The 21,204-nt window shown below is 64.1% G+C and carries 16 protein-coding genes; 3 read left to right on the top strand and 13 right to left on the bottom strand.

The window, feature by feature from the left end; translation table 11 throughout:
• The first annotated feature begins 74 nt into the window (after positions 1-74).
• Positions 75-932 carry a 3-deoxy-8-phosphooctulonate synthase gene (kdsA, locus tag ACXMDY_RS13870; protein ID WP_259701876.1) on the top strand — a complete coding sequence of 286 codons (858 nt, stop codon included), beginning with the start codon at positions 75-77 and terminating at the stop codon, positions 930-932.
• 116 nt (positions 933-1,048) lie between these two features.
• Here kdsA and ACXMDY_RS13865 read toward each other — a convergent pair whose 3' ends face one another.
• The 13 genes from ACXMDY_RS13865 to ACXMDY_RS13805 form a co-directional block, all read right to left on the bottom strand.
• A complete protein-coding gene (locus tag ACXMDY_RS13865) occupies positions 1,049-1,918 on the bottom strand; it encodes a sulfotransferase (protein WP_259701875.1) in 870 nt (289 codons plus the stop codon).
• Positions 1,919-1,974: 56 nt separating this feature from the next.
• A complete protein-coding gene (locus ACXMDY_RS13860) occupies positions 1,975-3,528 on the bottom strand; it encodes a hypothetical protein (RefSeq protein WP_259701874.1) in 1,554 nt (517 codons plus the stop codon).
• Between the two features lie 19 nt (positions 3,529-3,547).
• Positions 3,548-5,920, bottom strand: a complete 2,373-nt coding sequence (locus ACXMDY_RS13855; RefSeq protein WP_259701873.1) for a UvrD-helicase domain-containing protein — start codon at positions 5,918-5,920, stop codon at positions 3,548-3,550.
• A 195-nt stretch (positions 5,921-6,115) separates the two neighbouring features.
• The gene (locus tag ACXMDY_RS13850; protein ID WP_259701872.1) at positions 6,116-7,306 is read right to left on the bottom strand and encodes a glycosyltransferase; all 1,191 of its coding nucleotides are present in this window, start codon (positions 7,304-7,306) and stop codon (positions 6,116-6,118) included.
• Positions 7,299-8,600 (bottom strand): glycosyltransferase, encoded by a 1,302-nt coding sequence (locus tag ACXMDY_RS13845; RefSeq protein ID WP_259701871.1) that lies wholly within the window; start codon positions 8,598-8,600, stop codon positions 7,299-7,301. Before ACXMDY_RS13845 ends, ACXMDY_RS13850 begins: the two co-directional genes overlap by 8 nt.
• Positions 8,593-9,759, bottom strand: coding sequence for a glycosyltransferase (locus ACXMDY_RS13840; RefSeq protein ID WP_259701870.1), 1,167 nt, complete (start codon positions 9,757-9,759; stop codon positions 8,593-8,595). The genes ACXMDY_RS13845 and ACXMDY_RS13840 overlap by 8 nt, the downstream gene beginning before the upstream one ends.
• Entirely contained in the window at positions 9,756-10,772 is a 1,017-nt protein-coding gene (locus tag ACXMDY_RS13835) for a hypothetical protein (protein WP_259701869.1), read from the bottom strand. The genes ACXMDY_RS13840 and ACXMDY_RS13835 overlap by 4 nt, the downstream gene beginning before the upstream one ends.
• Before the next feature lie 25 nt (positions 10,773-10,797).
• Positions 10,798-12,105, bottom strand: a complete 1,308-nt coding sequence (locus ACXMDY_RS13830) for an O-antigen ligase family protein (RefSeq protein ID WP_259701868.1) — start codon at positions 12,103-12,105, stop codon at positions 10,798-10,800.
• Positions 12,102-13,055, bottom strand: a complete 954-nt coding sequence (locus tag ACXMDY_RS13825) for a glycosyltransferase (RefSeq protein ID WP_259701867.1) — start codon at positions 13,053-13,055, stop codon at positions 12,102-12,104. The genes ACXMDY_RS13830 and ACXMDY_RS13825 overlap by 4 nt, the downstream gene beginning before the upstream one ends.
• 226 nt (positions 13,056-13,281) lie before the next feature.
• On the bottom strand, positions 13,282-15,108 hold the full coding sequence (locus ACXMDY_RS13820) for an ABC transporter ATP-binding protein (RefSeq protein WP_259701866.1): 1,827 nt from the start codon (positions 15,106-15,108) through the stop codon (positions 13,282-13,284).
• Between the two features lie 81 nt (positions 15,109-15,189).
• On the bottom strand, positions 15,190-16,233 hold the full coding sequence (locus ACXMDY_RS13815) for a glycosyltransferase (RefSeq protein WP_259701865.1): 1,044 nt from the start codon (positions 16,231-16,233) through the stop codon (positions 15,190-15,192).
• A gap of 2 nt (positions 16,234-16,235) precedes the next feature.
• A complete protein-coding gene (locus tag ACXMDY_RS13810) occupies positions 16,236-16,949 on the bottom strand; it encodes a biliverdin-producing heme oxygenase (RefSeq protein WP_259701864.1) in 714 nt (237 codons plus the stop codon).
• Positions 16,950-17,024: 75 nt separating this feature from the next.
• The gene (locus ACXMDY_RS13805; RefSeq protein WP_259701863.1) at positions 17,025-17,456 is read right to left on the bottom strand and encodes a hypothetical protein; all 432 of its coding nucleotides are present in this window, start codon (positions 17,454-17,456) and stop codon (positions 17,025-17,027) included.
• A gap of 178 nt (positions 17,457-17,634) precedes the next feature.
• Between ACXMDY_RS13805 and ACXMDY_RS13800 the strand changes: the two genes are divergently transcribed.
• The gene (locus tag ACXMDY_RS13800; RefSeq protein WP_259701862.1) at positions 17,635-19,080 is read left to right on the top strand and encodes an NADP-dependent isocitrate dehydrogenase; all 1,446 of its coding nucleotides are present in this window, start codon (positions 17,635-17,637) and stop codon (positions 19,078-19,080) included.
• A 41-nt stretch (positions 19,081-19,121) separates the two neighbouring features.
• Positions 19,122-21,182: an acyltransferase family protein gene (locus ACXMDY_RS13795; RefSeq protein ID WP_259701861.1), complete on the top strand. Its 2,061-nt coding sequence runs from the start codon at positions 19,122-19,124 to the stop codon at positions 21,180-21,182.
• The last annotated feature ends 22 nt before the right edge of the window (positions 21,183-21,204 follow it).

Below are 21,204 nucleotides of genomic sequence, written 5' to 3'. Positions count from 1 at the left end.
TTACCGCTCGCTCCTGACTGCCCTGCCTCTCCCCAACAGGCCCTCCGGCAGGCCTCAGGCTGGAGAGCTCAGGCATGCTGGGCGCAAGTCCGGTTGTGCGGACCGCCGAGACGCCCGCTGCCATGCCCCTCACCCTGATCGCCGGCCCCTGCGTGATCGAAAGCCCGGAGCTGGCCTTCGAGATCGCCGGCAGTGTCAAGACGATGACCGATCGCCTGGGCATCGATTACGTGTTCAAGGCCAGCTTCGACAAGGCGAACCGGAGCTCCGGGCAGGCCTTCCGCGGCCCGGGGGCGGAGGCGGGGCTGGCTGTGCTCGCGGAGGTGAAGCAACGCTTCGGCCTGAAGGTGCTCACCGACATCCACGAAAGCTGGCAGGCGGCCCCGGTCGCCGAAGTGGTGGATGTGCTGCAGATCCCCGCCTTTCTCTGCCGTCAGACCGATCTGCTGCTGGCGGCCGCCGAGGCGGCACAAACCTGGGGACGGACAGTGAATGTCAAGAAGGGACAGTTTCTGGCTCCCTGGGACATGGCCCAGGTGGTGACCAAGCTGCGCGCCGCCGGCCTGGAGAAGCTCTGGCTCACCGAGCGGGGCTCCAGCTTCGGGTACAACACCCTGGTCGTCGACTATCGCGCCCTTCCCCAGCTGCGCGACCTGGGCTGTCCGGTGATCTTCGACGCCACCCATTCCGTTCAGCAACCCGGTGGTCTGGGCAGCAGCACGGGCGGCCAGCGGGAGTTCGTGGCGCCCCTGGCCAGGGCCGCCGTGGCGGTGGGGGTGGATGGCCTGTTCATGGAAGTCCACCCCGATCCGGACAAGGCCCTCAGCGACGGGCCGAACATGGTTCCGCTCCACCGCCTGGAGGCCTTGCTGGAGCAGTTGGTGGCGCTCCACGGCGCTGTCGGCGAGGCACCGGCTCCCTCCAGTTTCTGAGCGCCAGTTTCTGAGCGCCTGCAGTTTCTGAGCGCCTGTTCAGGAAGCAGTTTCAGGCAGAGAAGTTTCAGGCAGGAGATCCTGGTTGCTGATCACGATTGCCAGCTTTGAATGGACTAAATCAGCAGCCCGTTTGAATAGACCAGCCGTTGATTCATGGCACTCACCCCAGGCAGCAGTGGAGCCAGGGCGACCGGCAGCGAACGGGTTGAGAGCCAGGCCCCATCGTAGTGAATGCGGGCGATGCGGGCTGGGTCATGGCGCAGCCGATTACCGGAGAGAACATGGCTGCCGCTGTGCTGACCCGGAGCCAGCATGGCGGAGTGGAAATCCAGCTCCAGCCACCCGCTGATCAGCCGCAAGGCGGCTTCCGGAGCCAGGGCCAGTTCCTCATAGCCAAGCTGGAGAAAAGGGATGCCGCTGCGGCGCAGATGGGCCTCAATCCGTTGATTCTCCCGCCACCAGCGGGCCAGGGCCCTCCACGGGTTGCGACCGGATCGACGACAGGTTGAATGAACCCAGGAACGAAGATCACGCACCAGAAACAACACCCGGATCTGACAATCGCCCAACTCCGGTGGCAGTGGATGGCCCGAGGTCAGTGTCCGGTCGGATTGGAATGAATCCACTACCCAAGACAGCGGCGCCCCGCCACGGCACTGGTGGCGCTCCAGCGAGGAAAGCAATTGCCCCATCTTCCTGGCCAGGGATTGATCATCGTGGCCTGGCAACCACTCGAGCATCGGACCCCAGACAGGGCAATCGACAGCCAGTTCGCCGCAACTGCAACGGCGGGTTTGTCGCAGGCTTCCGACCCCTGTGCGGCGCAACTGCGCTGGCGCCCGCAACTCCTCACCGGGGGCAGGCACGGCCAGCAGGCGGGCCGCCTCACCGAGCCCGACGATCTGCGGATGGGAGCCAAGGGCGAGATCAAGGATGGTGCTGCCGCTGTGGCCGAGGCCTCGAATCAGCAACAGGTTGGGCAAGACAGGGCCTGGCTGAATCGCTGATTTTAGGGCTGCCGGCTGATCGGCCACCCTCCTCACGCCGCACCCTTCTGCCGATCACAGGTCCGCAGACCGAAGGACCGGGGCCGCACACCGGGATCCGGATCCAGCACCACGAACGTGCTGGAAGGCGAAGATTGCCGGGGTTCCCAGCAGCTGGCCTGAGGGTGGGAGGCGAGCAGGGGCCGGATCAATTTCTGCTCTCCATGCAGGCCAACGAATGGCAGCCGCGCCGTGGCCAGGCTGTCTGGCTGATCCAGGTCGATGCGGATCATCTTGATGGCATCGAAATAGGGCCTGAGCCGGTTCTGCTTCGCAGACACACTGGAGCAGCCGCTGTGGCACAGGTCTGTTGAGCGGAGAAAACCGGCCAGCTGCTTGTAGTTCTCCTGGGGATGGATCTTGGCCGCCAGAACCTCCTGGGCGTGCCAGAGATGCATCGAGAGCACCACCACCAGCACCAGCACAGTCGCATGCCTGGCCTGCCTGCTGCCAACGTTGACCAGGGCCTGCCCAGCATCGGCGAGGGCCAGCGCCAGGGCGGGAAGCAGCACAATGAAATAGCGCTCCACCGACAGGGGTTTGACCAGGTCGATCAGGCAGATCAGGCCCACGAACACAGCCATGCCGACGAGCAGCTGAACCGCTTCAGCGGCGTTGGGCTCCTGCCTCAGGGCCTGCTGCAGGGAGGCTGGCCGCTCCTGCCGTTGCTGCCGTGCCATCAGCGCCAGGCTCAGGCCGGCGATCAGAGCCAGGGCCACGCTGAAGGCTGGGAAGACCGCATTGAAAGCCGCCTTGATCACACTGATCACCGGCTCCGACTGAATCCAACCCGCCCGACCGCCACCGCTGCCGAGCAGCCCATGCAGCAGCGGCCAGACGGCAAGCGAGAGCAGCAGAAGCAGTCCATGGCGGCGGCGGCCCAGACACGGTGCCCCTGCGCGGAGATCCAAGGCGATCAGGGTGACGGCATACATCAGGCCGAAGTAATGGGTGAGAGAGAGCAGCAGAAGCGACAGGGCAAAGCCGAGACGAAGTCGGCGCCGTTGCGGCGTGCTGATCGCACCGCCTTGAAGCTGTGATCGCCACAGCAGGGTCATCGTCGCCACTGAAGTCGTGGCGAACAGCAGGGCCCAGCCATAGGGGCGGACCTCCTGGGAATACAGGCTGAACAGCGGGCTGGTGCCCACAAACAGAACGGCGATCAACTGGCGCGTGAAGCCACCGCGGCGGGTGGCCACGGCGATGGCGATCAGGCTCAGCCAGGTCGGAATCAGGCTGAGCAGCCGGGCGGGAATCTCACCGGATCCGAACAGGCCGATCCAGAGTTTCAGCAGAACCAGATGGAGAGGCGGGTGGGTATCGGGAAGGATCCAGGCCTGAAAAAGATCCGCCCATGAATCGGCACTGGCCGCACCGATCGAGAACAGCTCGTCATGCCAGTAGGAGTAAGCCCGAAGCCATCCGCGCGATGCCAGCAGGCCCAGCCCGATCAGGACAGCCAGCAGGATGAAGCCCTTCAGCCCTGGTGAGCCGGCCGGAGCGCCGCTGGCTCCAGGGGTGGGCGCAGGGCGATGGGCCCGCTTCATCGGAAGCGGCGACAACGGCTCATGGCAACGGTTCGATCGGCGCCAGGCGGGGATCGAGGATCTTCGGGCCCATGCCCTCGAACTTCACGGCGATCGAGATCTTCTCACCGCTGCCGAACAGATGGGTGATGTGGCCATCGCCGAAGTTGGCATGGTGAAGGCGGTCCCCGACGGCCCAGAGCTTGCTGGGTGCCCGCCGCCGCACCGCATTGGCCGCCACCGGCAAGCTTTCCTCGCGGTCGACGCGGGTGAGCCGATCCAGCCGCTGCTCACGGCGCAGGGCCGCGCCGCCGCTGCGGGGCAGATCGCCCTGCACCAGCTCCGGCGGCAGCTCCGAGAGGAACACCGACGGCACCGCCGGCTCGCGCATGCCGCCCCACAGCCGCCGCTCGCTGGCGTGGGAGAGGAACAGGCGCTCCTTGGCGCGGGTGATGCCCACATAGCAGAGGCGCCGCTCCTCCTCCAGGGCGGCGGGATCCTCCAGCGAGCGGTAGCTCGGGAAGAGGCCCTGCTCCAGGCCCACCATGCACACCACGGGAAACTCCAGGCCCTTGCTGGCGTGCAGGGTCATCAGGGTGACCCGGTCCTGCTCGGTGTCCTTGCTGTCGGCGTCGCTGGCCAGGGCGGCGGAGGCCAGGAAACCCTCCAGCGAGCCCTCCTCGTTTTCCTCCTGGTATTGCAGGGCCGCGTTCACCAGCTCCTGCAGGTTGCGGCGGCGTTCCTCCGCCTCATCGGTGCCCTCGGTGATCAGCTCGGCCAGGTAGCCGCTCTGCTCCATCACCCGCTGCACCAGCTCCGATGGGGGGGCGTCCTGGATGCGGCGGCCCAGGTCGGCGATCAGCTCGGCGAACTGCAGCAGACCCTTTGCCGAGCGGCCCGCCAGCGAGCGCACCGCCTCGGCATCGTTCACCACCTCCCAGAGCGGCAGGCCCAGCTGGGCTGCGGCATCGGTGAGGCGCTGCACGGTGGTCTTGCCGATGCCGCGGCGCGGCACGTTCAGCACCCGCAACAGGCTGACCGTGTCGGCCGGATTGACCAGCAGCCGCAGGTAGGCGAGCACGTCCTTGATCTCGCGCCGGTCGTAGAAGCGCAGGCCTCCCACCACGATGTAGGGGATGCCCCAACGCACCAGCGATTCCTCCATCGCCCGGCTCTGGGCATTGGTGCGATAGAGAACGGCCATGCCGCCCCAGCGCAGCTCCGGGTTAGCCGCTTCCAGCATCCGCAGGCGATGCACCACCGCCTCGGCTTCGGCGATCTCGTCGTCGCAGTGGGTCACCGTGATCGGCTCCCCCTCGCCGCGGGTGGCCCGCAGCACCTTGTCGATCCGCTCGGTGTTGTGGGCGATCAGGGCGTTGGCGGCCCCCAGGATCGTGGCGGTGGAGCGGTAGTTCTCCTCCAGCTTCACCATCGTGCGGGTGGCCTCATCGCTGGCCCGATCGCCGAAATCGTCCTGGAAGCCCATCAGGATCGTGAAATCAGCGGCGCGGAAGCTGTAGATGCTCTGATCGGCATCCCCCACCACGAACACGGAGCGATCGCCCCAGTCGTCGAACTGCTCCGGCTCGGCGCCGCCGGTCACCAGCAGCTTGATCAGGTCGTACTGGGTGCGGTTGGTGTCCTGGTATTCATCCACCAGCACATGGCGGAAGCGGCCGTGCCAGTAGCGGCGCACCTGCTCGTTGCTCTGCAGCAGCTGCACGGGCAGCAGCAGCAGGTCGTCGAAGTCGAGGGCGTTGTTGGCCGCCAGGGCGCGGCGGTAGCGGCGGTAGGCGTCGGCCACCTGCTTGCCCCGCTGCCCGGGCTGCTCCTGCTCCAGCTGCTCGGGCAGCCAGCCCTGGTTCTTGGCGTTGCTGATCGCCCAGCGCACCTTCTTGGGCTCGAAACGCTTGGGATCAAGCCCCAGCTCCTGGGTGACGATCTCCTTGACCAGGGTCTGGGCGTCGGATTCGTCGTAGATCGAGAACTGGCGGGTCCAGGTGAGCCCATCCGGGTCCCTGTACTTGTCGATGTCGAAGCGCAGCAACCTGGCGAACAGGGCGTGGAAGGTGCCGATCCACAGCTCCTTGATCACCTCCTGGTAGATGCGGCTGCGCAGCTGGCGCTGCTGCTGGGCGCTCAGGGTGCCCAGCGGCTGGCCGAACTGACTCTGGGCGAGCTTCTGGGCCAGCAGCAGCTCCAGCCGCTCCTTCATCTCCCGCGCCGCCTTGTTGGTGAAGGTGACGGCCAGCAGCTGAGCGGGGTCAACGCCGTGGTGGCCGATCAGGTGGGCGATCCGGTGGGTGAGGGCGCGGGTCTTGCCACTCCCCGCTCCCGCCACCACCAGCATCGGGCCGTTGTGGTGATCCACCGCCCGGCGCTGGGCGTCATTGAGGCCGGCAAGGAAACTCATCAGCCCGTGAATCTATCCCATCGAGCAGCGCAACCTGACCCTGGATCACTGTCAGAACGGGCAGAGACGTCGTTGCTGAGCGGCTGGAATGCGGGCCCCGAAAATGTTTCAACCAATCAATGAATAGGCCCGAAAAGAATACTTGAAATCGTCCTTCTGACCTGTCTCACTCCAGCACATTCCGGCCAATACTGGTCAGGGCTCTCCATCTGCAAGGCCCTGATCTGCCCTCCGCTCGATCACAACCGCAGTCACCAAGTCCTGCAACGCTCTCCAGTGATGCGCCTGGGTGAAGCCCTTCAGGACCCTCTTCCGGCCGGCCTGGCCCAGGCTTGCCGCCAGGGTGGGATCTGCGGCCAGCCGGCTGATCGCCGCCGCCATCGCCTGCCAGTTCCCCTCCACCACCAGCAGCCCGGTCTCCCCATCAACCACCACGTCCGGAATGCCGGCATGCCAGGTGGCCACCACCGGCAGGCCGCTGAGCTGGGCTTCCATCACCGCCACCGGGGAGCCTTCCTGATCACCATCGGGAGCCGTGAGCGAATGCTGCAGAAAGCCTCGGCTGCCACGCATCAGCTGGGCGATCTCGGCAGGGGGCAGAAGCCCTGCAAAACGCACCCGCCCGGCCAGACCGAGCTGGCTGGCCCGTTGACGTGCCTCGGCGAGCAGGGGGCCATCCCCCACCATCACCAGCTCCAGCTCAGGGCAGCTCCTGGCCGCCTGGGCAAAGGCCTGAAGGGTGAGCAGGGGCCCCTTTTTGGCCACAAAGCGGCCGACACAGAGAAAGCGCGGTGGCGCCGCCGCCGGGGCGGCGCCGTGGAAGAGGTCTGGATTGGCCCCTGAGGGGCTCACCAGCACCCGCAGGGAAGGTTCGCGGGCTGCGGCCAGACCGAGCACTGTGTCGCGCATCAGCCCCGACTTGACCACAACCGCGCTGGCGAGCGCCAGCAGCCGCCGGTACGGAACCCGCAACTGAACCAGGTAGCGGTGAGCGGAGGCATCGGCTCCGCGGAAATGGACGATCAGGGGAAGACCGGTGGCCGGCACCAGCTCCATCACCTGCACCGCATGGAAGCCGAATTCGACGAGCACCAGGTCGGGCCGCTCGACCCGGCAGATCCGGATCATCAGCTGCGACGGCAGCCAGCTGCCGAGCCGCTGCACAGCCAGCCCCAGCGCCTGCGGCAGGCTGGGCGCCAGCCTGAAACAGAGCTTGCTGAACAGGATCGACAACCCATAGGCGCTGCGCAGCGGTGGACCCCGCCAGGGGATCTCATCCGCGCAGACCACGACCGTGTCGAAGGGCAGGCCGGCGGCATTGGCACGGATGAACGTTTCCGACGGTGCCTTCAGGCTCGGCACCAGCAGCAGGAGCCGCTCAGCCATCCCGTTCCGGCGAAACGGCCGGCAGGTTCAGTGCCGATCGCCAGAGGGGTTCGATCACCTGCCAGTCCTGCGCTGCCAGCCGCTCACGGCCCGCCCGACCCAGGCGCTCGCAGTGCCCGGGATCGGCCAGCAGGGCTTCCATCGCTGCGGCCAGGGCCCTGGGGTTCTCCACCGGCACCACCAGTCCGGTGTGGCCGTGCTCCACCAGCTCAAGCGGCCCTGGCGACGCATCGGTCACGATCGCTGTCAACCCACTCGCCATCGCCTCCAGCAGGGCGTTGGGCATTCCTTCGAAACGGGAGGGCAGCACGAAGATCCGGGCCCGCCGGCAGTAGGGCATCACATCAGCCTGAAATCCTTCGAAGCGGATCCAGGCCTCGATCCCCAGCTGGCGGGCCTGGCTTTCCAGGGCCGGCCGCTGGGGACCATCCCCCACGATCACCAGCCTCCAGCCGATCGGCCTGGCTGCCATCAGGGCCACGGCCTCCAGCAACACATCCAGGCCCTTCTGATGAACCAACCGGGCCACGGCCAGGCAGTCCGCAGAGCGCTGACCGTTGGCGTTGGCGTTGGTGTTGGCGTTGGCGTTGGCGGGGGATTCAGCAGCCAGACCGATCCCCGGCGGCAGGGGGTTGGGCAGCAGGCGGGCCTGGGGCATGGCCAGGTCGTCGGCAAGGGTTCTCAGCACTCCCCGGGTGTTCGCGGTGAGGGCATCGGCCCGCCTGTAGAGCAGAAGCCGCAGCCGCTGCCAGGGAAAACCGAGGGTCTGGAGGCGGGGGTCGTTGCGCTCGGACACTGCCAGGTGGAGGGGCAGGTCCCAGCTGGCCTGGGCGGCCAGCATGTTGGTCTTGGTGAGCAGGGCCAGCAGCCGCGGCGGTTGCTCCGCCACCAGCAGTTGCCGCAGCAGGGAGGCCTGGGGACCACCCACGCCGCGCAGCAGCCAACGGATCAGTGCGGCGCCCCGGGGGGGACGCAGCTGCCGCAGCCAGGGCCAGAGGGTGATCAGCAGAAACCAGGAGGCCAGGCGCGGCAGCCACAGCCTGAGGAAGCGGCGACTGCGGGCCAGCAGGGAGCGGTCCCACCAGTCGCCGCGCTGGGCTGCCTTGACGGCTTCGCCCAGATCAAGCAGGCGCACCCCGGCAGGCACGCTGTGGACCTGGGTCTTGTCGGGCAGCAGGCTGACGACGGTGATCCGATATCCCAGCGCAGCGAAATGGGCGGCGGCGAGCATCGCCACCTTCTGCGCACCTCCCGCACCGAGATGGGGCACCACGATCCAGAGGTCATCAGCCATCAAGGGCCTCGATGAACCGCCGGCTGAGGCGCGCGTCACTGAACTGGTCGCGAACCGCCCTGGCCTGCTGAGCGAGGCGCCGGCGCCGATCGGCGTTGCGATGCAGAGCCAGGATGGCGTCTGCCAGAGCCTGATCCGTGGCCGTGGCCGGCAGGAGCAGCCCGTTCTCCCCATCCCGGATCAGATCAGCCGGGCCGGTGCAGCAATCGAAGGCCACGCAGGCACAGCCGGAAGCCATCGCCTCCAGCAGAACGTTGGGGAACCCCTCGTAACGGGAAGGGAGGATGAACATCTGACAGGCGGCATACCAATCGCCGATATTGCCCACCACCCCTGGGAAATGGAGGCGCGCCAGAGCTGAGCTGGTCGGATTCAGCAAGCCCTTGAGAGCGGCCCGCTGATCCAGGCCGTGATAATCGCCCTCCCCCAGCCCGGCGATCACCAGGTGCAGCTGGGGCAGGGCGGGGGCCAGGAGGGCAAAAGCGCGCACCAATCGGTCGAAGCCCTTCTGAAAAGCCTTGGTTCCGACAGCCAGCAGGAATTCAGGCCGGTCAGCGGAGTCCGCCTGGCCACCAGCGGCGGAGCGCTTCAGCAGTGCGGCCGGCTCCACCAGCGGCGCGAACGACGGCAAGGGCCAGACGATCGAATTCGGCAGCAGCAATTGCGGGGTCGCCCTGAGCCGACGCCTGAGCCAGTCACCGGTCTGGGCTGTCTGGACGAGGTGAAGGTCCGCCCATCGATAGGTGAGCCAGCGCAACAGGCGCCAGGGAAGCGAGGGACGCTTGGCGGGGGGATAGTTGCGTTCTGAAACCCAGCAGGCCAGGGGAAGGTTCCTGGCTGCCAGCAGAAGCTTGATGCCGGGAAGAGTGGTCATCCCGATCGCCGTGTCAATCCTGTTCCGAATCAGCCAACGGCGCAGTGCCAGGACACGCCAGGGAAATCCAAGCCAGCCCAGGCGGGCCAGCCAGGCGGCGTCGGGCGACTCCACATGCCGTTCGATGCCCGCCGGAACGGGATAGAAATCTGCCGTCGGCGAACGGTGGGTGAGCAGCAGCGGATCAAGACCGGCCTCAAGGCACCAGACGGCCATTCGCAAAGTGACACGCTCTGCGCCACCTGTCTTGAGAGAATCAATGTAAAAGGCCACCCGCCTGGTCATGGTGGAGCCGTGAGGTAGGGAGCGAACAGGGATCTGATCTTGACCAGAAAGCGCGGCTCGTAGGTGGTCTTGATGATCAACGTGATCAGATGATGAATCTGCTCATCCCGCTTCTCAGTCGGCCAGTCTGAGGCTTCGACAATGGCAACCGCCTGCAGCATCTCCCTGGCAAAACCCCGATGATCTTCCTGGGCGTTGCTCTGATCAAAGATCGGCTCCTGGCAATGATCATGGGCACGACGCAGACGAAGCAAGGCCCGCTGCCAGTTCTCCGCGTCCTGGAGGTACCAGGCCTGCAGAGCATCGATGGCTAGGCAACGTATCAAGTTCCGGGTCAGGCGGTAGGAACTGTCACGATCAATGGCATGGAAATCGAGATGATCCAGCAAGGCCGCCACCCGCGAGCCGACGCTGGCGAAGGAGGAGAACTCTGAGCTGGCCAGGTACAGCCTGGACAGGGCCGTGTACACAGAGACAAGCAACTTGATACGGTTCTCCCGATTGGAGCGCTGACAGCTGAACGTCGTTTGATCCGCCGTCAGTGCGTCAACCAGACGCTCAAGATCCCTGGAAACGGATCCGATCCGGGCCGCATCGTCCAGGCTGATGGCCTGGTAAGCGATCACGATCAGGGCATAGGCGCGGTAGTGGGACGGAAGCTTTTCACTGGCGGCGATCAACGGAAACAGGCAGAGGCGCTGATCGATGTCGGCAGGTCGCGTCGAACGCCGGAACAACAGGCGATGCAGGTAGTGGGTGTGGCCGGAATTCAGCCAGAGATCCTCGATCATCCGCACCCCGAAGGGATACTCCTGCCGTGCCATCGCCCCAGGAATGATCGCTGCCAGCACGACGGGATTGCGAGGCCAGCGCTGCTGAAACCGCTTCAGCAGCTGAAAGCCAGCTCCAGCCTGGCCGCAACCTCGCAACAGGCCCGCAGCAGCCACGGTCACCCAGGCCAGGAGCCATTCAGGCAGGTAGGTGCGGATTCGCCTTCTCGCTGGTGCGTTCACGGCCTCTCCCTGCTCCTCGCGATCATCAGCCGTGCCTGAGCGGGGCTGGCCCCGGCAGGCCTTCAGCCAGCGGAGGACTGGGCGGGGCGAGCAGCCAGCACAGTGAGGTGGAAGCCAGAAAACCAATCAGACACTGGTTCACCTGATTCCCGCGATAGATCGTGGTGGCCAGAGCATTCATCAGCAGCAGAGCATTCAGACCAACCACCACCTGAATCCAGCGGCTGGTGGCGATCATGCCGATGGCCCCACCAGCCCCGGACATCCACTGCAGGCGTTGCCGCGACAGGCCGAACAGCACGATCAGAACCAGGATGAAAAACGCCATGATGCCGAGCACTCCAAGCTGGCCACCCATCTGGGCGATCGTGTTGTGGGCATGGCCGAATCCTTCTCCACCCTTGAGATAGCCACACATCTGATCCGCCTTGGGGCCGAAGCCGACTCCATAGAGAAAGCGGTTCCTTCCCATGAACATCAGAGACAACCAGCAGGCCCCAGCCTCGAACCGACCTAAATCGGAGATCTGATTCACCTGGGCATCAGGGGCCAGATAGAACCACCAGAGTCCGACGATCAATCCTGCCGTCGTCAGACTGGCAATGGCCAGCCTCAGGGCTTTCGTCGAGCCCTGCCAGATGCGGGGCGTCAACCAGCCAAGCAGGAGTGCCACTGGCGGTGCCAACTGGGCCAGCCGCGAGTCAGTGCTTAAGCACATCGCGTAACCGATCAGAGCCATGCCGAGGCCATAAAGACGGGCCAGACGCGTTGAGCTCAGCAAGAAAAAAGATGTGGCGCTGAGGGTGACGAACAGCAAGATCGTCGCAAAGCGATTGATTCCACCATGGCCATTCAAACTGAACTCATAGATATCCCGAACCACCGTGGAGGTCCAACTGAGCGTGGCGGGATGCATCCAAACCAGGTTGATGGCCAACAGAACGGCAGTGAGGGCGAGCCAGCCGAAGGAAATCCGCCATTGCCGCCAGCTCTGACGCGCACCAATCACCAGGCCGATCGCGATGACCAGGAAGTCGGTGGGGCCATGCAGATCCTCACGCAGAACAATCACACGGGTGTTGACCAGCAGCAGAGCCAGGAAAACCGCCTCAAATGGAGGCTGCGATGGCTGCTGACGATGCTGCGCAACCATCGGAATGATCAACCGGATCGCCATCCAGATCACCATCAGACCAAGGGCGGTCTTGCTCTGATCGCGGTAGGAATGGAGAACAATGATCAGGGGGAGAAGCCCGTCATAGATCTGAATCGAGCCAAGCCACAGCAGGAGCCTGGAGATGGGCTGAGTTGGCAGAAGGGAGATCCTGGTCAAGGCAAGATCCATCCTTGCTGCCGCATCCCCGTCGCCAGAATGCTGAGCATGGCCAAGGTGCGGCCGTGATACGTGTGCTGGGCTGCGGTATCAAGGCGGAGCTGCAGATCGGGGCCTTTCCCATCCAGGCAACTCTGCAGGGCCTGGCGAAAAGTGCTCACAGTCGGCTCACAAAGCAACGCGCACGTTCGATAATCCCGGAGGGAATCAATCGCCGAAGCCACCACAGGCAAACCCGCTCCAAGGTACTCAAAGAACTTCATTGGAAACATGGAATGGGTGTAGCGGTTGAAGCGGAGTGGCAGCAGGCCAACATCCAAGCCTTTCATGTAAGCCGGTAGGATCGGGTAAGGCTTGGCGCCGAGCCAATACACATTTCTGCAACAACGCAGCCTGGAAAGATCCGTGCCAGGGTCACCTTCGCCCACCGGCCCGATCATCACATAGGACCACTCAGGGGTTTGATCCGCCAGCTCGGCGAGCAGGTCGAGATCAAGCTTGTAACCGCTGATCGCGCCGACAAAACCGATGCGTGGCATTGGGATGGCCACGAGATCATCGGGTATGGCCAGACCAGGATCAAGCGCACTGGCAAAGTGGCTGTGATCAGCTACGTTCGGGAAGAAATGGGTGTTCTGATTATACTGAATTCGGCTTTCCAGCAAGGCTGGAGACGTCACAAAAACAAGGTCTGCCGCACGACAGAGCTGCTCCTCCCAGAACGAGAGATCGGCTGCATCCATATCCGGCTGGGCCTGGATCTCATCCACACAGTGGTAGATCAAGGTCCTATAGGGATGGGGCAGACCATAGGCAATCGTTTTCGGGTTGTAGGTCCACAACCAATCAGGCCGCAGCTTCAAGCAGCGGCGTGAACTGGCCAGGCCAAGCAGCAGCAGCAGTCGGTTGATCTGCCTGGCCAGTGCTCCGCGAACCCCGGGCAGAACCAACGGCGACCAGACCCAGAGGTTGGGCCTGACCAGCCGAGGTGGCCTCAGGGACCTCAGCAGGCGGCGCCCGATCCTCCTGAAATCCTGAGCTTGCTGCCTTGGAGCACGAAGGCCCAGAGACTCGACATAAAGAACACGGTGGCCAAGACTGGCCAACTCCGAGGCAACATGCTGCTTATTTGTCCAGAGAAGTTGATCCCAATCTGCGGTTGACAGAAGGGTGATATCAGCCATTGTCTAATGATACAAGCTCACGAAATGACTCCGATCTCAACTGCAGCTGCTCATAGTTTCCATGGGCCCTGATCTGACCATCGGCAAACTCGTAGATGCGATCACAATGCCTGACAGTGCTGAGTCGGTGGGCAATCACAATCGTGGTGCAGCGTCTGCCGATCAGCTCAAGAGAATCCAGCACACTGCTCTCTGTCTTGTTGTCAAGAGAACTGGTGGCTTCATCCAGAACAAGGACTTTCGCATCCTTGTAAAAAGCTCTAGCCAGAGCCAGCCTTTGGCGTTGTCCGCCGGATAAACGCAAGCCATTCTCTCCAATCATGGTGTAGAGCCCGTAGGGAAGCTCCGAGACAAACTCATTCAGCTGAGCCGCTTCAAGTGCTTCCCAAACCGCATAATCATTGATGTCTGCATCATCCACACCAAAGGCAACATTCTCCCGAATGCTGGTATCGAGCAGCACGATGGCCTGGGGTACCATCGCACAACAGGCCTGCCAGGCCGGGATCTCCTCATAGGCCAGCTCAATACCGTCGAGCTGGATCGATCCCCTCTGAGGCTTGAACAGGGCAAGCAGAAGATGGGCCGTTGTGGTCTTGCCTCCACCGGTTTTCCCCACCAAAGCAACTCTGGATCCGATCGGAATCGTCAGACTGACACCCTTGATCACCCAATCTTCCGAGCTGGCATACCGGAACCAGACATTCGACAGTTTGATTGTATTTTTCGGCATCACACCAGCCGGCGAGGGGGTACCAGGACTCAGCAGGGTGGCCCGTGATGATTTCAGATCCAGCAATTGCAAGGCATCTGAAATATCAGGAAGGCTGCCGCGAAACCGATTCACCGACCTGAAAATAGACTGAATCGGGGCCGATATCCTCAGTGCCGCGAACATGACGGCAGCGAGGGCAGGTAGCGCCTGCTGAAGTTTGCGATCTTCATCCAGCAGAATAGGGAGAAGACCAATCGCGAAGAGAATGGTGATGCCCGCCGGCTCAATGATATAGCGCGGGATATCTGGTAGCAATTTGGCAATTCTGTCATACCGCTTACCGGTGATTCCGATTGACCAGAACTTGTCAATGAATCGCTGTTCAGCCGCATACAGCTGAACGTCCCTGATCGAGCGGATCGATTCCATCAGAAGGGAATTGATCCTCAGAGCAAACCGTAATTTCTGCTTCGAGGCCAGGCGCAAAGGAGCGATCAAAAGCGCCGATACGGATGAATAAGCAGCCAGAAGAGCCACAAACAGAATGATGGCGATCGGGCCCAATACAACCGCCACACCGATCGTCAAAACCCCAACGGACAGGGAGCTCGAAACAACCGTGAGCAGGGGGAGAATGATGTCGTCTGAAATCTTGCCAAGAATGCGATTCAAACGGGCAAGCAAGTGAGCCGACTTCTGGGTTTGAAAATACTCAAAATCCTGCATCAGGATATTGGCATAGATGCGGTTCCCGTAATCAGCCCAGATCTGCGCACTCAGGTAGCTTTGCAGGGCAGCTGTCAGAAACTTGAGGCCAGTGGATATCCAGATCAACGTGATCAAGATTCCCACAATCCAGAGGGATTGGGATGCCATCCCCCCTCCAAAGAACCAGATCTGTGGGATCCTGTCCTGAAGCTTCACGCCGCTCAGCGCACCAACCAGTCTGGCCAGGAGGCCAACAAAAACAAGATCAAACAGTCCCACCAACAGGGAGACGGAAAGCAGGGCAATCAAGCCTTGCAAACGTTTTCTTGGCAAATAAGATAACAATCGGCCCAGTTGGGCCAGGGTCTGGCTCTGCAACGCCACGGGAAGGCTCAAGCTCACTGAGATGGATGGCTCTGCCTGAGAATCCATCAACCCTATCGGTCACGTTCTAGCTGGGCTCGTCAGACAAGCCAGTCACAGAACCGATCGTCCACGCCAGCGCTGGAAACAGATCGAGAACCGTGTGAGTGCCTGACTGGTGCGCAGCTGCAGCTGCGACGGCTGCCGAAGCGCCGGTGAGCCCGCCAGCAGCCGATCCCAGTGCGCGTCGATGGCCGTCAGGGCCTGCTCCCAGCGACAGAGCGATTCGGCTTCGGACGATTGGGCCAGCAAGACCGCCCGTCTGGCCTCAACGGGCTGCCAGCTGTGGGGCCTGGCCACCGCCGCCGCGATCCGCTCCAGGTCGCCAGCCAGGGTGCCGGCACCGATCTGGTGGCCGACCACACCCGGCTCGATGAAATCGGCCAGGGCATGGTTGAGGCTGCTGAACACCACGCAGCCGCAGGCGATCGCCTCGAGCGGCGGCAACCCGAAGCCCTCGCTCACGCCCCGGCCACGCCAGTAATCGGCGGAGTCGTAGAGAACAACGGCGGCATTGTTGAACAGATCGACCAGGTCGTTGACCCAGCCCTGCTGCACCTCCACCTGCAACCCCCGTTGGCGCAGAGCGGGCACCAGTTGATCAAGCAAATAGGAACTGCTCTTGCGGGCCTGCACGAGCACATCGATCGGTCGTCGCCGGGCCAGGTCGTGGCGGGCGCCGCGCTCCAGCCACTGGCTCTCGAGTGCATTGGGCACCAGAAACAGGGGATTGCGGGGTGCCCGATCCCCCCAGTAGCCCAGGGTGTTGCGGCTCACGGCCAGTACCGGCACCCCGGCAGGCAGGTCAAAGCCATAGCCGCTGCTGTGGGCGTGGTAGGCCACCGGCCGACCCTTCAGCTGGCCCAGCAGCTTCGGCACGTCGAAGCCCCAGCTCACGATCCAGAGGGCCGTGCCCGGCGCCGGCTCATGGCGGAGAAGGTCAGCGAGGAAGGGGCGACCCTCCTCCCGCTGGCGGTAGGTGACCAGTTCGGTGCTGACCAGCTCAGAGGTGAGACGCGCCGTCTGCAGTTCCACCTGCAGGCCACCACAACGGAATCGACCGGTGGTGCCGGGGACCAGAAAGCGGAGCGGACGCAAGCTCAGGCCGCCACCACCTCGGTGCTGCCGGTGCGCTGGCGACGGGTGAGGAAGCCGAACAGCACCTTGCCGATGGCCGCCACCAGATTGCCTTCCAGTTCCTGGAACATGGTCATGTTGAGGTGGAAAGCGTGGTTGGCCTCCGCCACGATCCGATCGGCCGTGGCCTGGTCGATCGGCAACCGGTCGAGGGTTTCGCGGTAGTTGGCCTTGAAGGCCTTCTCATCGGGGATGGCATCGAACTCATAGAACCGCAGCCCATCGTGCTCGCCCAGATTCATCGCTTTCTGGGCGATGTTCTTGAGAATCTGCCCACCGGAGAGATCGCCGATGTAGCGGGTGTAGTGGTGACCCACGAGCAGTTCGGGCGTCTGCTCAGCCACCTGGTGAAGCCGGGCCACGTAGGACTGGGCGCCGGGGGTGGGCTGGATCTGTTGGCGCCAGTCGGCGCCGAAATAGAAGGCCAGATCAGCTTCCAGCGTGGCGCGCCGGTTGAGGGCATCGCTGGCGATCGGCCCCACCACGGGATGGCCTTTGAGCTTACCGATTTCCTCTTCCATCGCGCTGTACACGAAGAAGAGGTCGGCCACCAACCTGCGGTAGCTGGCCTTGTCGACCACTCCCTTCAGGAAGCAGGTGACGAAACCGGTGTTCTCGGCCATCGTGTGGGCCTTTTTGGTGCCTTCTCGCAACTGCGTGGCAAGGGCGACAGCCATTTCGCTGGGAGCCTGGGAGAGAACGCTCAAACTAAGGCTGGCGCTGGGCAAGGGCTGTCTGAAGGTTGCGAAGGGTTACGCGGCCAGCAGGGCGAACAGGTCGCGGCAGACCTGCTGGAGCAGCGCCACCACCTCGGGCTGGGGAAGGTTCGGACCGCTCGCCTGCCAGTCCCCGACGGTGGCAAGCCGCCACTGCTCACCTTGAAAGGTCATGCCACTGATCAGAACCCCCAGCAGGCGTGGTGGCCCCTGGCTGCCCCCCTGGCCGGGCGCTTCGGCCAGGCGCAGCTGGATCAGCAGACTGCGGCACTGCAGCCGGGGGCTCCAGCCGGGAAAGTGAAAGGCCAGATCCACCGACTCCTCCTCGGCGAAACGCCGGGTGTCGGGATCATCGCGCCAGGGGGTGAGATTGGCCCTGGCATCAGGAAACTGACGGCGGAACAGGGCCGCCGCCGAGGCGATGGCCCCGGCCATCTCCGGGCTGCGGGCCAGATCTGCCGCATTCATGGCATTTCCCCTCGGTTTCCCCTGAGCAGAACAGCGGATCGGGCTGAACCTAGGCTCACCCGGCCAACCATGCTGCAGGGTCTCAGCGGCTTCTGCGAGCACTGGTTGTCAGAAAGCCAGGAACCCCCACCCGGAATCTCCTGAACTCCAGCCTCTTCACCCCCGCTTGAACGCCCCGATGGTGATCGCACACGCCGCCTCCTACGACAAGCTCACCCCACCCGAAAACGGCACGGCGATCCGCTTCGAAAACGGCCTGCCGGTGGTGCCCTCCGACCCGATCATCCCCTTCATCCGCGGCGATGGCACCGGCGTGGACATCTGGCCCGCCACCCAGCGGGTGCTGGATGCGGCCGTGGCCAAGGCCTACGGCGGTGAGCGACGCATCGAGTGGTTCAAGGTGTTCGCCGGTGATGAGGCCTGCGAGCTCTACGGCACCTATCAATACCTGCCCCAGGACACGCTCACGGCGATCGAGCAGTTCGGGGTGGCGATCAAGGGACCGCTCACCACACCGATCGGTGGCGGCATCCGTTCACTGAACGTGGCCCTGCGCCAGATCTTCGATCTCTATTGCTGCGTGCGCCCCTGCCGCTACTACGACGGCACCCCCAGCCCCCACAAACGGCCCCAGGACCTCGATGTGGTGGTGTACCGGGAGAACACCGAAGACATTTACATGGGGATCGAATGGGAGGCCACTGATCCTGTCTGCATTGAACTGATCGCCCACCTCAACGACACGGTGATTCCCGCCAACGGCAAGCTGGGAAATCGCCGCATCCCCGAGGGTGCCGGCATCGGCATCAAGCCGGTGAGCAAGGCCGGTACGCAGCGCCATGTGCGCAAAGCCATCCGCCACGCCTTGGCTCTGGAGGGCGCCAAGCGCCACGTGACCCTGGTGCACAAGGGCAACATCATGAAGTTCACCGAAGGGGCCTTCCGTGACTGGGGCTACGAGCTGGCCACCACCGAGTTCCGCGACCAGTGCGTGACCGAGCGGGAAAGCTGGATCCTCGGCAACCTGGAGCGCAACCACGGCCTCAGCGTCGAAGACAACGCCCGCCTGATCGAACCCGGCTACGACAGCCTCACCCCCGAAAAGAAAGCGGCGGTGGATGCGGAAGTGAAAGGGGTGATCGACAGCATCGGCGAGAGCCACGGCTACGGCAAGTGGAAATCAATGGTGCTGGTCGACGACCGCATCGCCGACAGCATCTTCCAGCAGATCCAGACCCGACCCCAGGAATATTCAGTGCTCTGCACCCTCAACCTCAACGGCGACTACATCTCCGATGCCGCCGCCGCGGTGGTGGGGGGCCTGGGCATGGCGCCAGGAGCGAACATCGGCGACAGCGCCGCCATTTTCGAGGCCACCCACGGCACCGCGCCCAAGCACGCGGGCCTCGATCGGATCAACCCGGGCTCGGTGATCCTCAGCGGCGTGATGATGCTGGAGTTCATGGGCTGGCAGGAAGCGGCCGACCTGATCACCGCCGGCCTCAGCGCCGCCGTCGCCAACGGCGAGGTCACCTACGACCTGGCCAGGCTGATGGAACCCCGGGTGGAGCCGGTGAGCTGCTCGGGCTTCGCCGAAGCGGTGGTGCGTCACTTCGGCGGCTGAGGGCCTCTGGCCCGGGCCACGCCCGCAAGGAGAATCGGGCGATGCCTGGATCTCCCCACCAGACCGCTCGCAGAGTCGAGATCGACGGCCTCAGAGCCGTCGCCATCCTTGCCGTCATCGTCAATCACCTGAACGCAGCGCTGCTGCCGAGCGGCTATGTCGGGGTCGACGTTTTTTTCGTGATCTCCGGCTATGTGATCACGCGATCGCTTGAACAAAGGCATCCGGCTGAAAACCGTGGGGCCTTCCTGGCCGCGTTCTACCGCCGGCGCATCCAGCGACTGGTGCCGGCCCTGGCCGCCTGTGTGCTTGTCACAGGCCTGCTGAGCTGCCTGGTGATTCCGGATCCGACGGCCTCCCTCTGGACAGGGCTGCTGGCGCTGGCCGGGGCCTCGAACCTGTTCCTGCACCAGCAGGCGACCGATTACTTCGGCGCCAGTGGCCAGCTCAACTCCTTCACCCAGACCTGGTTTCTGGGAGTTGATTATCAGTTTTATCTGATCTTTCCCCTGGCAGCCTGGCAGCTGGGCCTGGGCCGAGCCGGGGGGGCAGGTCGCAGGCGGTTCAGGCTTGCGATGGCCCTGGTGGCCGCACTGTCGCTGATCCTGTTCCTGCAGATGCGGCAAGTTGATGCTTCCGCCGCCTACTTCCTGACGGGTCCGAGGGTCTGGGAGTTGGCAGCCGGGTGCCTGCTGGGCGCAACCCGGGAGGATCCACAGCTGGATCCAGCCCGCTGGGTGCTTCAAGGCAGGCTGGCCTGGGGGGCCTTTCTGGTGCTGGCCGGCGTCATCCTGGCACCCCAGAACGACAGTGCGATCCCGCTGCTGATCAGCGTGGCGGCGACCTGCGCCCTGATCCAGACCCTGCGGGAGCGATCCCTGCTCGGCCGACTGCTCACCTGCCCGCCGGTGTTGCGCATCGGTCGGATTTCCTATTCGCTCTACCTCTGGCACTGGAGCGTCATCGTCCTCAGTCGCTGGACAATCGGCATCCACGCCTGGAGTGTGCCGTTTCAGCTGCTGCTGATCCTGGGACTGGCCGAGCTGTCCTACCGAACGATCGAAACCCCGTTTGGCTCCAGGCCATGGGCGCCCGGGAACCGGCAGAGCATCCTGATCGGCATCGGCATCAATGCCGCCACCGCCGCCCTGCTGCTGCTGCTGATCAGCGGGGGGCTCTCCCAGCATCTCTATGCCGGCCAGCGGCCGGCCACGTTGTCCGAGGAACGCCAGAAACAGCGCATTGCCGGCACCACCATCACCTCATCGGCCTGTCTGATCGATCGAAACGATGTGCTCGATCCCGTTCAGATCGAGGCGATGGCGAAGACCTGTTCAATCGGGCCCGGGCCCCTCGGCGCAGCCGAAGGGCGAACCCTGTTCGTGGTGGGTGACAGCCATGCCGCTGCCCTGATTCCCCTGGCCGCCGAGCTGCACCGGGAGGGCGCGGGAATCACACTGCTCGCCAAAGCCGGCTGCCCGTTCCCGGCCACCGCCTTCGGCCATCTGGATCCAGGCTGCGAGCGCTTCCAGCAGGAGGTGGCGGCCAGGATTCTCCTCGCCGGCCGGCGGGGGGATGCCGTTCTGATCGCGGGCTATCAGCTGAGTCACCTGGGCAGCGGCCTGCCGGCCAGCCGTGACGGATTCCTGGATCGAAGCGGACAGCCGGTTCAGGGCAGCGAAGCGAAGCTGGCGCTCTACAAAGAGGCGTTGGAGGCTTTTTCGGACAGGGCTGGGGCCTCTGATCTGCGGGTCATCCTGCTCGGAGCCGGTCCGAGGCTGATCGGACGCGACACCTGCCTGCCGGAGTGGTTCCGCCCCGCCCGCTGGAATGAGCTCTGCCTGGAGAGCCTGCGGGAGGACGACCGATCCACCCGGATGATCAACGCTCAACTGAGCCGGAATCTCCCAGGTGATGTGCGCTTCATCGATCCGATGGTGTGGATCTGCCCGAAGGGCTGTTCTCTCGATGGTCTGAAGTGGCAACTGGCCGACGACGACCATCTCACCGCCGCGGCGGTGCGGCGCCTGAAGCAGCCGGTGCTCGAAGCCCTTCTCCAGACGAAGAAAACGCCTGAGCAGGCCCCGGGCCGGGCAGACTGAGCGCCATGCCTTCTCCAGCCGT

The sequence above is a fragment of the Cyanobium sp. ULC082 genome, from assembly GCF_977927535.1.
The sequence above is the reverse complement of the archived record's forward strand: the minus strand, read 5'-3'. Positions and strand labels throughout refer to the sequence as shown.